This is a genomic window from Polaromonas sp. (assembly GCF_029945895.1).
Taxonomy (GTDB): domain Bacteria; phylum Pseudomonadota; class Gammaproteobacteria; order Burkholderiales; family Burkholderiaceae_C; genus Polaromonas.
Map to the genome: position 1 here is coordinate 47,450 of NZ_JAQSDL010000029.1, position 12,937 is coordinate 60,386.

The following is a 12,937-nucleotide window of genomic DNA, read 5'->3' on the forward strand; positions in this document are numbered from 1 at the left end:
GGTTAAGGCTAAATCCGGCCACTGGCCGGGTATCGTGATGAGAGGTGCCATAGCGCCTCTGCGGGGTGGTGACTTTTATGCGAATGAATCTACTGAAGTTTGTGGCTTGACAGGATGGCCCGCGCACACTTCTCGCCGATCACCATGCAAGGGGCATTGGTGTTGCCGCCGATAACCGTAGGCATGATCGATGCGTCGGCGACACGCAGGCCCGAAAGCCCGTGCACCCGCAACTGCGCATCGACCACGGCCATGTCGTCATTGCCCATCTTGCAACTGCCGACCGGGTGGTAAATGGTTTCCGCACTGCGCCGGATGTAGGCCCGCAGATCCTTGTCGCTGCGCACGCCGGCACCCGGCGCCACTTCGCCGCCATTGATGTCGTGGAAGGCCTTGGCCTCAAAGATGCGTCGTGCAAGTTTCAGGCCACGCAGCATCTCGTCCCAGTCGTCGGCATGGCTCAGGTAGTTGGGCTGAATCATCGGTGCGGCCAGCGGATCGGCGCTTTTGAGGCCGATGAAACCACGGCTTTGGGGGCGCAACTGGCACATGTGCAAGGTGGCGCCGTAGCCGGGGGCCAGGTCACGGCCATGGTTTCGCAGGTAGGTCGGCAGGAAGTGAAATTGCACCTCTGGCAGCGCCGATTGTGGCGAGAGCCTGGCGAAACCCCCTGTCTCGGCCACGTTGCTGGACAGGAAGCCTTCGCGCTTGCGCCAGTATTGCCAGAGCCCGGCAAGTGCTTTCGGCAGGAAACCAGGCGCGACACCAATCGCCTGCTTGCTGCGGTCGCGGATCATCACCGTCACGTCGAGATGGTCCTGCAGGTTCTGGCCCACGCCCTGCAGGTCGGCGACCAGGTCGATGCCCAGGCCCGTCAATTGCTGCCTGGGTCCGACACCCGACAGCAGCAGCAGCTGCGGTGAATTGATGGCGCCGCCGCTCAGCACGATTTCACGTTCGGCCTCGATGCGCTGGCGTTCGCCTTTGCGTTCGATCTCGACCCCCACGGCCTGTTTGCCCGAGAAGAGGATGCGTGTGACATGGGCACCGGTGAGCACGGTCAGGTTCGGCCGGTCCATGACAGGGTGCAGGAAGGCCCGAGCGCTGCTCCAGCGTTCCCCGTTCTTCTGGGTCACCTGGTGAGGCCCCGCACCTTCCTGTTGCGCGCCGTTGAAGTCCATGTTGCGCGGAATGCCGCATTGCACGGCGGCGTCGATGAAGCGGCTCGACAACGGGTTGGGCGAGCGTACATCGGCAACGTTCAGTGGTCCATTTGTTCTGTGGTAGGTCGAGACACCGCGCTCGTTATTCTCATGTTCCATAAAGATCGGCAGCAGATCCTTGTAGGCCCATCCGGCGTTTCCCGCTGCTGCCCATGCGTCGTAATCAGCCTGTTGCCCGCGCATGTAGACCATGGCATTGATCGAGCTGCTACCCCCGATTGTTTTTCCCCGTGGCCAGTACAGGCGACGACCTTCGAGTTCGGCTTGTGGTTCGGTGTCGAAATACCAGTTGTACTTGCGGGTGGCGAGCAAGCCCACGAGGCCCATGGGCGTGCGGATCAGCGGTGAGTCGTCGGACCGTCCCGCTTCGAGCAGGCACACGCGGTTCGACGGATCCGCGCTCAATCGGTTGGCCAAGACACAGCCGGCCGAACCGGCGCCCACGATGATGTAATCGAATTTCAAGATTTGTCCCTATGCGATTCAGAGAAAAAAGAAATGCACCAGGCTAGCTCGGTGCAACCGAGGCCATCAGACCAGACGCAGCGTCCAGTTGATCAGCCGTCGCGACAGATGGGTGTAGGGCGGGTAGAAGGTGGAGGCCAGCAACAGCCAGGTCTTGACGACCGCGCGCTCATGGCTGAAGGCCTTGAACCCGTAGATCCCGTGTGCGCTGCCCAAGCCGGAGTTGTTGACACCGCCAAAGGGCAGGCGGCCATGCAGGAACTGCACGACGCTGTGGTTGACGCAGGCACCGCCCGAACTCGTCTCGCGCAGCACCTTGTCGGCGACCTTGTGGTTCTTCGTCCAGATGTACAGCGCGAGCGGCTTGGGCTGGTCGTTGATCTTGGTTATGACTTCGTCGAGATCGCGGTAAGCAATGACGGGCAGCAACGGGCCGAAAATTTCCTCCTGCATGATCTTTGCATCCGGGCTGACGTTGTCGATCAAGGAGGGCGCGACGAACTGGCGATCTGTCTGGTGCTGGCCACCGGCCAGCAGTCTGGCACCTTTTTCAAGTGCGTCATCCAGCAGTCCGACGATGCGCTTGGCATGGCGCTCATTGACGATGTGCGCCAGGTGAGGGCTGGTGCGCACGGCATCTCCTTCACCGTAGGCTTTGGCCAGGGCTTGGCGGCAGTGCTCTACAAAAACATCCTTGACCGATTCGTGGACGTAGACGTGATCCGGCGCAATACAGGTCTGGCCGCTGTTGGTGCATTTGGACCACATCAGGTTGGCCGCCGCGGCCTTCAGGTCCGCCGTGGCGTCAACGATGGTGGGGCTCTTGCCGCCCAGCTCCAGGGTCACGCTGGTCAGGTGCTTGGCCGCCGCGGCCATCACCACGCGGCCAATCGCCGGCGAGCCGGTAAAGAAGATGTGATCGAAGGGCAGATCCAGCAGCGCCTGCGAGACCGACGCGTCGCCCTGGAACAGGGCCACCTCGTCTTCGGGAAACACCTCGCGCACGATCTCCGCCATCAGCGCCGACAGGTGGGGTGTCATCTCCGAGGGTTTGAGAATGGCCGTGTTGCCGGCGGCGATGGCCGAGATCAGTGGGCCGAAGGTCAGGTTGACGGGATAGTTCCACGGCGAGATGATCAGGCAGCGGCCCTTGGGCTCGCACTGCACGTAGCTTGACGTGCCAAACATCAGCAGGGTCGGGAAAACCTTGTTCGGCTTCATCCAGCGGCGCAGATGGCGACGCGCATCGTTGGCTTCGGCCACGATGGGTAAAATTTCGGTCAGGTCGACCTCGGCGGCCGGTTTGCCGAAGTCCAGTGCGCCAGCGCGCTGAATGTCGGCCTGGCGCGCCAGGACGGCCCGCTTCAGGCGGTCGATCTTGTCGAGCCGCTGCGCGGCGGTTGATTGACGAAGCCGTAAGGCCGTCTCACGCTGCGCGGCGAAGATGCGGTCTATTTCCGGTTGTCCCGCCGGTTCGTCGGGGTTGACAAGCCGCATGGCATTGGAAGTCACCTTCATTTCTGTCTCCTGCATTTTATTTTGGTCTCGTATCACGTCGATTCGAGGTCGAAGTAAGTCTATTGAGATGCGCCATGGAAATCACCCTAACGAAAGTTAGGTGCAACGTCGTGTGCTTCGATCTACCATTCTTCGAGTGTTGGCGCAAAGCTGGCCGAGCCTCTTTCTTGCAAGTGGGTGGAGGCTAAGTGATTACCCTTAATTCACACGATTCACACGACAGGAGACATGACAATGAAAACAGTTTCAATTCAAGGTGCCGGGGGCATGCGGGTAGCCGGCGGCGAGGGAAAATCCTCCCGGGAGAAAATAGGTGCTCCGTGGGCCAAATTCTTTTTGGCGCTGCTTGCGTTCGCGGTGCTCTATACCGGCTATCGCATCTACTCCGAGGCGTCGGCGTTCACATACGGGCTCGACTATTTCAGCCACGAGTTCGATGTTTACTGGATGCGTCTGCTGTACGGACAGTTGCTGCTGATTGGCGCGCTGGGAACCGGGGCTCTGGTGTATCTATGGCGTACCCGTGAGCGGGATTTTTCCCGGATCGGGCCACGAGAGGAGGTGCGGCGCCTGTTCGTGCTGATGGCGCTCATTTTGCTGTTCGCCATCATGTTTTATGTGACCGGTTCGATCTACACGGAGGCCGATGCAGCCTGGCACCAGGTGACGATCCGGGATACTGATTTCACCCCCACCCACATTGGTCTGTTTTATTTCTGCGTGCCCTTGCTGGTGTTTTGGGGCTTCATCTCGTTCGCCTACGCTCACACGCGCATCCCGCTCTTTGGCAATCGCATTTCGCTGCCGTTCGCGATCATCGTCGCCGGCGCTTTCATGATCATGCCCAATGTGGGATTCAACGAGTGGGGTCACACTTTCTTCTATGCAGAGGAGTTGTTCGCCGCGCCGATTCACTATGGCTTTGTGTTGCTGGGCTGGTCTACGTTTGCGGCTGGTGGATTGCTCCTGCAGATACTGGGTCGCGTGGCCGAGCTGACGAAGCAGTCGGTGTCGCCGCAAGCCGAGCTTCAAGCGGCTCACTGATACGCCTTTCCGGGTAAATGCATCGGGGCTAGGTCTCGATGACAAGCTGTGCGCTTGACCTCCCAATTTATTTCTGGAGACTTTGAATGTCCGTTTTGACTCCGGCTGAGGCCGCCTTTAGCCCGCAGGAAGCGGCCCGCGTTGATGCCCAGGTTGACTGGGTGGTCATTCCGCTCTTTGTGGTGCTTCTGGGGTCCGTATTCGCCTTCCAGTTTGCCTTGCTGGTGGGGGACTGGGATTACTGGATCGATTGGCGGGACCGCCGTTATTGGCCGCTGGTCACGCCCTTGGTGCTGGTTATTCTGCCCGGCGTATTTGGATATGCCTTTTGGCATTTGCTGCGCATACCTCTGGGTGCGACGCTGAGCATTATCGGGTTGACGCTGACGGGCTGGTTGAGCCGGTACTTGAACTTTCATGAGTTCGCGGGTTTTCCGATGAACATGGTGCTGCCGTCGACTTTCATTGGCGTGGGTCTACTGATCGATTGCACCTTGCTGCTTACGCGCAGCTGGTTTTTCACGGGGATTTTTGCTGGCTTTCTTTCGGGGCTGCTTCTGTACCCAATGAACTGGCCACTGCTGGCTCCGTTCATGGTGCCGGTCGAAATGCACGGCACGCTGATGACGGTGGCGGACGTGATGGGTTTTGAGTACATCCGCACTGCCATGCCCGAATATGTGCGCATCATCGAGCAGAGTACTTTGAGGACATTCGGCGATGCAGTCACACCGCTGACGGCGGTTTTTGCTGGCTTCCTGACCATATTGAGCCTCTGGTTCTGGGCCTGGGTTGGCTCACTCGGTGTCAAGGCCGTGTGGCTGCGAAAAGTTGTTTAAGGAAGAGGTCATGAATTTCATTGCAAAATTGTTCGCAGTCATTCAAGGCCTGATCGTCGTCCTGGTCACGTTTTCGGCAACGCCGACGTATGCCCATGGTGAAAAGGCTCAGCAACCCGCTTTGCGCATGCGCACCGTGCATTGGTTTGACGTGGATTTGTCGACGCGCAAGCTCGATGTCAACCAGATTCTGGTCGTCAAGGGAACTTTTGTTCCTTCCCTGTCCTGGCCGGAGCATGTCGCGTCCATCGAGGACACCGCCTATCTCAATGTGGGCGTACCCGGGCCTTCTTTTGTGCGCCTGGACAGCCGCGTCAACGGTGTGCCCACCATACGCAGTAGTTCGTATAAGCGCGGTGAGCAGTACAACTTCGAGATCACGCTGAAGGCCCGCACACCCGGCCGCTATCACCTGCATCCCATCATCAACGTCCAGGATGCCGGGCCGATGATTGGGCCCGGCATCTGGGTCGAGGTCGGGGGCGACCCGGCGGCATTTGACAACAGCATCAAAACCTTGTTCGGCCAAACCCTTGATTTGGAAACGCACGGCTTTGCCAATGCGGCTTCCTGGTCAGCGGTGTGGGTTGTGCTTGGTTTGGTCTGGTTTGGCTATTGGCTGACCAAGGTGCCTTTGATCTTGCCGAGGTTCCGGCGTGCCAGCGCGCTGGGTGAGAACGCCGACGACATGATCACCACGCGCGACCGTCAGGCGGCACTGGTTATCCTGGTGGCTACGCTGATGCTTATCGCTGGCGGGTTTTTCTATGCCACCGAGCGCTGGCCGGTCACGACGCCGCTACAGACCGGCAAGATCAAGACGCCGCCCCTGAAGATGGCGCCTTCGCCGGTGTTGGTCACGATGGATGATGCACGCTACCGCATCCCGGGCCGGAGCTTCCGTATCGAGCTCACGGTAACCAACAGCGGGAAGAGTCCCGTGAGCGTTGGTGAGTTTGCCTCAGGCGGCCTGCGCTTTATCAATTCCGCGGTGCTGAAGGTCACACCAAAAGACCAGGACGATCTGGTCGCGACAGACGCGTTGCGCGTGGAGGGCGGCTCGATCAATCCAGGAGAAACGAAGAAGATCGTGGTCTATGCGGACGATGCGATGTGGGAGACGCAGCGCATGACGACGATGATCTCCTCCCCGGATGCGGTGGTGGCCGGCATGCTGTTCTTCTTCGATGCGCAGGGCCGTCGCTATCCAGTAGAGATCAGCGGACCGATGATCCCTTTGTTCGGGGGGTAATGGAGATGCGACTGATCCGAACGTTGAGTTCCGCGCTGCTGGCCGTGGCTGCGGTATCGGCATGGGCCCATGGCGGGGTCGGCATTGAAGACGACAAGTGCATCCTGCGCATCGGCAGCGACCGGGCCCATTTCGCCGGCTACCAGCCCGAGCACCGTGCCAGTCAGGAGTTCTGCGAGGACATCCCCGAAGTCGGACGGGCAGTGATCGTGATTGACTTCATCCAGCCCGCGCTGCGCGAACGCGTGGTCGAGTTCCGCATCCTGCGTGACGCGGACGGGCTGGGTGCCAAGGCGCGCTACGAGGATCTTGGTGACACGGACCAAATCGCGCAGCGGACGATGGTGGCGCTGCCGGCCAAGGTTTATCCGCGCGGCACGGTCACCCTGGACCACAAGTTCAGCGAGCCCGGCTGGTACATCGGCCTGCTCAGCGCGACCGACCCGGCCAGCGGGAAGACGGAGACCTCGGTCTTTCCGTTCCGCGTCGGCGTGCGCAACTATTGGAAATACCTGCCATTGCCCTTGTTCTTTATCGGCATGGCCTGGCTCTTGTACCGGCTTACCAGACAGCGGCGAAAACCCCCGATCACCGACGTACCTCAAAAGTAGACAGCATGAAAAAAGGAGACAAGATGAAAATTTGGATGAACATGGCGGGTAACGCGCGTCAAGAAAAAACCGCCAACCGACCTGCAATGGCCCTGACATTGGCGGTGGTTTCGCTGCTGGTGATGGCCGCGCCGCCCGTCATGGCCGAGGAGGCCAAGGGCTCGAAGGCGCACATTGCGGCCGTGACCAGGAAAGTCGACGGCGCCTTCATCCGTGCCAATGAGGCGCGAACGAACGACTGGCCCAGCCACGGCCTGGACTATGCCGAGACCCGCTTCAGCAAGCTCCAGCAGATCCATACCGCCAACGTCAAGGATCTCGGCTTGGTCTGGTCCTACAACCTCGAGTCGACGCGCGGCGTCGAGGCCACGCCGCTGGTGGTGGACGGCGTCATGTATGTCAGCGCCTCCTGGAGCATCGTCCATGCCATTGACGTGCGCAGCGGCAAGAAGATCTGGACCTTCGATCCCAAGGTGCCGCGCGAGGCCGCTTACAAGGGCTGCTGTGACGTGGTCAACCGCGGCGTGGCGCTGTATCAGGGCAAGGTCTTCGTCGCCTCCTACGACGGCCGGCTGATCGCGCTCGATGCGGCCACCGGCAACAAGGTCTGGGAAAAAGACACCATCATCGACCGCAAGTTCAGCTACACGATCACCGGGGCGCCACGCGTGTTCAAGGGCAAGGTGATCATCGGCAACGGCGGCGCCGAGTACGGCGTGCGCGGCTACATCACGGCCTATGATGCCGCCACCGGCGACCAGAAATGGCGCTGGTTCACGGTACCCGGCGACCCGAGCAAACCGTTCGAGGACGAGTCCATGGCCAAGGCCGCCAAGACCTGGGACCCCGCGGGCAAGTACTGGGAAGCCGGCGGTGGTGGCACCGCCTGGGACACGCTGACCTTCGATCCCAAACTGAACCTGATGTACGTGGGCGTCGGCAACGGTTCACCCTGGGCGGCAGCCAAGCGCAGCCCCGCGGGCGGCGATAACCTGTACCTGGGGTCCATCGTCGCGCTCAACCCCGACACCGGCAAGTACGTCTGGCACTACCAGGAAACACCCGGCGACAACTGGGACTACACCTCGACCCAGCCGATGATCCTGGCCGACCTGAAGATAGCGGGCAAGCCACGCAAGGTGATCCTGCATGCGCCGAAGAACGGTTTCTTCTTCGTGATCGACCGCACCAACGGCAAGTTCATCTCGGCGAAGAACTTCGTCGACGTGAACTGGGCCAGCGGCTACGACGCGACGGGTCGCCCCATCGAGACTGCCGATGCGCGTCCCACGGATCGACCGTACGATGCCATTCCAGGCCCCTACGGCGCGCACAACTGGCACTCCATGTCGTTCAATCCACGGACCGGGCTGGTCTACTTGCCTGCGCAAAACATACCCGTCAACATGATGGATGACAAGAACTGGAGCTTCAACTCCAACAAGCCAGGTCAGCCAGGCTCCGGTACCGGTTGGAATACCGGCAATTACATCAATGCAGTCCCACCAAAAAGCAAGCCGTTTGGCCGACTGATTGCCTGGGATCCGGTACAGCAAAAAGAAGCATGGCGCCAGGAACAGGTCTCACCGTGGAATGGTGGCACGCTGACCACGGCCGGTAACCTCGTGTTTCAGGGCACGGCGGACGGGCGTTTCATCGCCTACAACGCCCAAAATGGCGAGAAACTCTGGGAGTCGCCCACGGGGACCGGCGTGGTGGCTGCGCCTATCACCTATCTGGTGGATGGCAAGCAGTACGTGTCGATTGCCGTGGGATGGGGCGGCAGTTACGGTCAGGATAAGCGGGCCACCGAGCGGCAAGGTCCGGGCACGGTCTACACCTTTGCCGTTGGCGGCAAAGCGCCCATGCCGGACTTCGTCGCTTACCGGATGGGCGAACTGGTGGCAGGGGTGAAATACGACCCGGCTCACTACGAGGCCGGCACCTTGCTGTATGTCAGCAATTGCGTTCTCTGCCATGGTGTTCCCGGCGTGGACCGTGGCGGCAACATCCCCAACCTCGGTTACATGAACGCGGCCTTCATCGAAAACCTCGACAAGTTCATCTTCAAAGGTCCCGCCATGAGCCGGGGCATGCCTGACTTCACGGGCAAGCTGAGCGTGGACGATGTGGAGAAGATCAAGGCCTTCATCCAGGGAACGGCAGACGCGATACGTCCCAAGAAATGACCGATATATGACCGATGGCGCGAAGGAGTGCGCCGGGGAGTTGTGCGCGGCTGCCTGCCGTGCAGCCGGCGACGGGCCGACGGTTCTTGCAGGGCTTCGCGCCCGGTCGGCCAGATTCTATGGCTTACGGATATGAGGAAAAAACCATGCAATCGAAAAAAGTTTCCGCTGTCTGTATCGCGGTCCTGATGGGTGCGCTGGCGGGACCCGTCGCCTTGGCGACCGAGCACGCGCACGCCGCATCCAAGAGCGGCGCGGCGAAGGACATGAAGGTACTGCCGCCGCTGCGCATCGTGTCGCCGCTTGCCGGGGCGCAGGTCGGGCCCAACATTGAGGTCGAGTTCGAGACCGATGCGGAGCTGGCGAACATGACGATGAGCGCCAAGTCCATTGGCGTTCATCTGCATGTCGGTATCGACGGTACGTCTCTGATGCCGATGATGGCGGACTTGGTCCGCGTGGGCAAGAATCGTTACCGCTACGCCTTTGACCTGCCCGCAGCCCCTGGGCCGCGCGTCATTAGCGTGTACTGGTCCGATGCATCCCACAAGACCATCGAATTTTCGGTACAGAAGGTGAGTGTGGTGGTCGTTTCGAATCAGGGTAAGGTCAAACCTTGAACGTACAGTCAAGTCGTCCTTGATGCCAATGAATAGAAGTGCAAGCAGCTATTGAAGTAATAGCATCATCGGCCCATGAAGTCGTTGCTCGCCTACCCACAACGAAGGAAAGTCTCATGACAATCGGAAAGACATTGAAACACGTACTCGCCATCGCCTCCTTTGCCTGGGCAGCCGGTCCTGCTTTTGCGCAGGACACGCCCGTCGGGCTCTGGAAGACGATTGACGACGACGGCAAGACGGTGAAAACCTTGATTCGCATCAGCGAATCGGCTGGCGTGCTCAGTGGCGTGATCGAGAAACTCCTCGATCCCAAGGCGGCGACCGTCTGCACGAAATGCACCGACGACCGCAAGGACAAGCCGGTGGTCGGGATGACGATTATTCGCGGCATCAAACACAATACCGCTGACGCTGCGCTGTGGGACGGCGGCGAGGTGCTCGATCCGGAGAATGGGTCGACCTACCGGCTGCGTCTGCGGCCCGCCGACGGGGGCAAGAAACTCGAGGTTCGAGGTTTCATCGGCGTGCCGATGATAGGGCGCTCGCAAACCTGGGTGCGCGCCGAGTGAACGCCCGGCGCAAGATGGTTTCGTGGCTCGTCGCGCTGCTGGCCATGGCCGCCACTGGCACGGCGCTGGCGCATGCCGCGCTGGTCAAGTCCGAACCGGCACGGCGGGCGACGCTGTCCAAACCGCCGCCGCAGGTCAGGCTGTGGTTCAACGAGCGGCTGGAGCCCGAGTACGCGACGATCAGCGTGATCAGGGAAGGTGCCGGCCCGGTCACGACCCAGAAGGCCCGGGTTGACAAGGACGACCCCAAACTGCTGGCGCTGGAATTGCCCATGCTCAGCCCGGGTACCTATACCGTGAAATACCGGGTGCTCTCGGTCGATGGCCATACGGTCGATTACGGTTATACCTTCACCGTGAAGGCCGAGGGCGCCGGGAAGTAAATGGAATTCCTCGGCACGGCGCTGCGCTGGCTGCAATTGACCAGCGGCCTGGTGCTGTTGGGCAGCTTTGCCCTGCTGCTGCTCGCGGGTCCTGGCCGAAGCCCGGATGCCGCGCGCTGGCGTGGCGCGGTCTTTGCCGCCGCGCCATGGCTGGTGGCACTGCTGCTGGCCACGGCGGCAGGTCTGTTGATGTTGCAGGCGGCTTCGGTCAGCGGCCGCGGCGAGGCGGCCTTTGAGTGGTCCGAATGGGTCAGGCTGCTGGAGCGAACGCGCTACGGCGCGGTCTGGCAGGTGCGGCAGGCGGCAGCGCTGGTTCTGCTGCTGTTGTTGCTGAGCCGAGGGCCTCTGAGCGCGCGGTTCGGCGAGCGCGTCGTCTGTGTGGCGCTGCTCACCCTGGCGCTGGGAATCAACGCGGCCTCGGTATTTACCGGGCACGGCGCTGCCACAGAACCGCTTTGGCTCGCAGGTGCCGGCCATGCGGTGCATTTGCTGGCGGCGGGCGCTTGGGCCGGAGGGTTGCCGGCGCTGGCCTACGGACTTCACCTGGCGGCAAGAGGCCGGGATCCGCCGTTCCGGCAGATGTTCCTCGGCGTGTTGCGCCGCTTCTCTGTGCTTGCGACGGTTTGCGTTGCTCTCATCGCTGCATCCGGCACCCTCATCGCGTACCTGCAGTTCGGCGCGCCGATCCGCTGGCCCGCACGGACAGACGACATCTTCGGCGGTCTGATGACGGTGCTCGAACGCAGCCTGGCCCCGCTGCTCAGTACATCGTTCGGTCTGCAGGTGTTGGCCAAAATGGTTCTGCTGGTGCCGGTGCTGCTTGTTGCAGCGCGGGTTCGCTGGGTCTGGATGCCGCGTATGGGCAAGGTGGCATTTGAGCAGGGTCTTGCGTGGCAAGGCGCGGCCGGTCTGGTCCGGGTGGAACTGGGCGTTGTGCTGCTGATCCTGCTCTTCGCAGCCGGTCTGACAGGTACGCTGCCCGCGGCCCATGCGCAGATGGTGTGGCCGCTGCCGTTTCGTCTGTCGCTCGCGGCCACCTGGGACAAACCGGGGGGGGTGAACACGGTCGTGGGTGCGTCGTTGCTGGCTATGGGCGGACTGGCTTGGCTGGTGCATGCCCTTGTGTCAGGGCCCCGCGCCGACGCGGCGCAGGGCGGGCGCCGGATCCGTTTGGGTGCTGCCGTGCTGATGACCCTCTCGGGGCTGGTCATCGTTCTATACGCGCTCTCGGTGGACGCCTATCCCGACACCTATCGGCGCACGGATGTCAGTTACAACGCGGTGTCGGTCACGCGCGGGGCGGCGCTGTATTCCCAGCACTGCGTGTCCTGTCACGGTCCGGGTGGCAAGGGGGACGGTCCGCTGGCCACCCGCTTGCCCACCAGGCCCGCCGACCTCACCGAGCCGCATACCGCGTTGCACACGGCGGGCGATCTCTTTTGGTGGCTCACCCACGGCAAGCCGAACACCGCCATGCCCGGCTTTGCGCAGGAAATGACCGAGGAGGAACGCTGGGACATGGTGAACTTCCTGCGCGCCTTCTCCGCCGGTTTTCAGGCCCGCATCCTGACACCGCAGGTGGTGCCCGGGCGGCCCTGGCTCGGTCCGCCCGATTTCGATTTTGTGACCCGGTCGGGACTGGCCGCGGCGCTCAAGGCGTACAGGGAGCGCAAGTCCGTGCTGCTGGTCTTCTACTCGCAGCCCTTCTCGGCGCAACGCCTGGCCGAACTGGCGCGTGTCTATCCGCGCCTGAAATCCAGCGGCGCCGAGGTGATCGCCATTGCGTTGCCAGGCACCCCGCCCTTGCAATCGCAGCCGTTCCCCGTTGTCACCGATGGGGCGCAGGAGGCGGCGACCGCCTACCTGCTGTTGCGGCGCACCTTGAGCGACCCCGGCAAGACCATCCTGGGGGAAGCTCCGTCTCACATGGAATTCCTGCTCGACCGGTTCGGCTATGTGCGAGCGCGCTGGCTGCCGCAGGACGAGGAGGGCGCCGGTGAAGGTTGGCGCGACACGCAGTTTCTGCTCGACCAAATCGAACGCATCCACCGCGAGCCGCGCATCCTGCCGCCGCCCGATGATCATGTGCATTGAGCGGGAGTGCTCTGCCGGGCGGTCTCGGCCCTGCACCGATCAGACCGCTTTGACCAGCGACTTGGTGTAGATGGCTAAATGAGCCCATCCCCTCTACAGGGACTTCCAGTTAAGTCAAGAACGGTTT

11 protein-coding genes are annotated in these 12,937 nt (G+C 61.7%); 9 read left to right on the forward strand and 2 right to left on the reverse strand.

Going from position 1 to position 12,937, the window contains the following annotated elements; genetic code table 11:
• Window positions 1–89: 89 nt before the first annotated feature.
• Both PSV33_RS03465 and PSV33_RS03470 read right to left on the reverse strand, forming a co-directional pair.
• Window positions 90–1,688 (reverse strand): choline dehydrogenase, encoded by a 1,599-nt coding sequence (locus PSV33_RS03465; RefSeq protein ID WP_176491403.1) that lies wholly within the window; start codon window positions 1,686–1,688, stop codon window positions 90–92.
• Between the two features lie 66 nt (window positions 1,689–1,754).
• Window positions 1,755–3,206, reverse strand: coding sequence for an aldehyde dehydrogenase family protein (locus PSV33_RS03470; protein WP_255250071.1), 1,452 nt, complete (start codon window positions 3,204–3,206; stop codon window positions 1,755–1,757).
• A 234-nt stretch (window positions 3,207–3,440) separates the two neighbouring features.
• Here PSV33_RS03470 and PSV33_RS03475 point away from each other — a divergent pair, with 234 nt between their 5' ends.
• From PSV33_RS03475 to PSV33_RS03515, 9 genes are all read left to right on the forward strand, one after another.
• Window positions 3,441–4,250 (forward strand): methane monooxygenase/ammonia monooxygenase subunit C, encoded by an 810-nt coding sequence (locus tag PSV33_RS03475; protein WP_176491404.1) that lies wholly within the window; start codon window positions 3,441–3,443, stop codon window positions 4,248–4,250.
• A gap of 86 nt (window positions 4,251–4,336) precedes the next feature.
• The gene (locus tag PSV33_RS03480; protein WP_096670275.1) at window positions 4,337–5,089 is read left to right on the forward strand and encodes a methane monooxygenase/ammonia monooxygenase subunit A; all 753 of its coding nucleotides are present in this window, start codon (window positions 4,337–4,339) and stop codon (window positions 5,087–5,089) included.
• A gap of 10 nt (window positions 5,090–5,099) precedes the next feature.
• On the forward strand, window positions 5,100–6,341 hold the full coding sequence (gene amoB, locus PSV33_RS03485) for a bacterial ammonia monooxygenase, subunit AmoB (protein WP_096670277.1): 1,242 nt from the start codon (window positions 5,100–5,102) through the stop codon (window positions 6,339–6,341).
• A gap of 5 nt (window positions 6,342–6,346) precedes the next feature.
• Window positions 6,347–6,952 (forward strand): hypothetical protein, encoded by a 606-nt coding sequence (locus PSV33_RS03490; RefSeq protein WP_141396382.1) that lies wholly within the window; start codon window positions 6,347–6,349, stop codon window positions 6,950–6,952.
• A gap of 23 nt (window positions 6,953–6,975) precedes the next feature.
• Complete coding sequence (locus PSV33_RS03495) at window positions 6,976–9,141, forward strand: PQQ-dependent dehydrogenase, methanol/ethanol family (RefSeq protein ID WP_300558736.1); 2,166 nt, start codon at window positions 6,976–6,978, stop codon at window positions 9,139–9,141.
• A gap of 146 nt (window positions 9,142–9,287) precedes the next feature.
• Complete coding sequence (locus PSV33_RS03500; RefSeq protein WP_096670281.1) at window positions 9,288–9,761, forward strand: hypothetical protein; 474 nt, start codon at window positions 9,288–9,290, stop codon at window positions 9,759–9,761.
• A gap of 116 nt (window positions 9,762–9,877) precedes the next feature.
• On the forward strand, window positions 9,878–10,333 hold the full coding sequence (locus tag PSV33_RS03505) for a DUF2147 domain-containing protein (protein WP_096670283.1): 456 nt from the start codon (window positions 9,878–9,880) through the stop codon (window positions 10,331–10,333).
• 14 nt (window positions 10,334–10,347) lie between these two features.
• Complete coding sequence (locus tag PSV33_RS03510; protein WP_096670299.1) at window positions 10,348–10,716, forward strand: copper resistance CopC family protein; 369 nt, start codon at window positions 10,348–10,350, stop codon at window positions 10,714–10,716.
• Window positions 10,717–12,810 (forward strand): c-type cytochrome, encoded by a 2,094-nt coding sequence (locus PSV33_RS03515; protein ID WP_096670285.1) that lies wholly within the window; start codon window positions 10,717–10,719, stop codon window positions 12,808–12,810.
• The last annotated feature ends 127 nt before the right edge of the window (window positions 12,811–12,937 follow it).

Excerpts from the sequence above, each read along its gene's own strand:
- PSV33_RS03470 (WP_255250071.1), bottom strand. The coding sequence starts at position 3,206 with ATGAAGGTGACTTCCAATGCCATGCGGCTTGTCAACCCCGACGAACCG.
- PSV33_RS03475 (WP_176491404.1), top strand. The coding sequence starts at position 3,441 with ATGAAAACAGTTTCAATTCAAGGTGCCGGGGGCATGCGGGTAGCCGGC.
- PSV33_RS03480 (WP_096670275.1), top strand. The coding sequence starts at position 4,337 with ATGTCCGTTTTGACTCCGGCTGAGGCCGCCTTTAGCCCGCAGGAAGCG.
- amoB (WP_096670277.1), top strand. The coding sequence starts at position 5,100 with ATGAATTTCATTGCAAAATTGTTCGCAGTCATTCAAGGCCTGATCGTC.
- PSV33_RS03490 (WP_141396382.1), top strand. The coding sequence starts at position 6,347 with ATGCGACTGATCCGAACGTTGAGTTCCGCGCTGCTGGCCGTGGCTGCG.
- PSV33_RS03495 (WP_300558736.1), top strand. The coding sequence starts at position 6,976 with ATGAAAATTTGGATGAACATGGCGGGTAACGCGCGTCAAGAAAAAACC.
- PSV33_RS03500 (WP_096670281.1), top strand. The coding sequence starts at position 9,288 with ATGCAATCGAAAAAAGTTTCCGCTGTCTGTATCGCGGTCCTGATGGGT.
- PSV33_RS03505 (WP_096670283.1), top strand. The coding sequence starts at position 9,878 with ATGACAATCGGAAAGACATTGAAACACGTACTCGCCATCGCCTCCTTT.
- PSV33_RS03510 (WP_096670299.1), top strand. The coding sequence starts at position 10,348 with ATGGTTTCGTGGCTCGTCGCGCTGCTGGCCATGGCCGCCACTGGCACG.
- PSV33_RS03515 (WP_096670285.1), top strand. The coding sequence starts at position 10,717 with ATGGAATTCCTCGGCACGGCGCTGCGCTGGCTGCAATTGACCAGCGGC.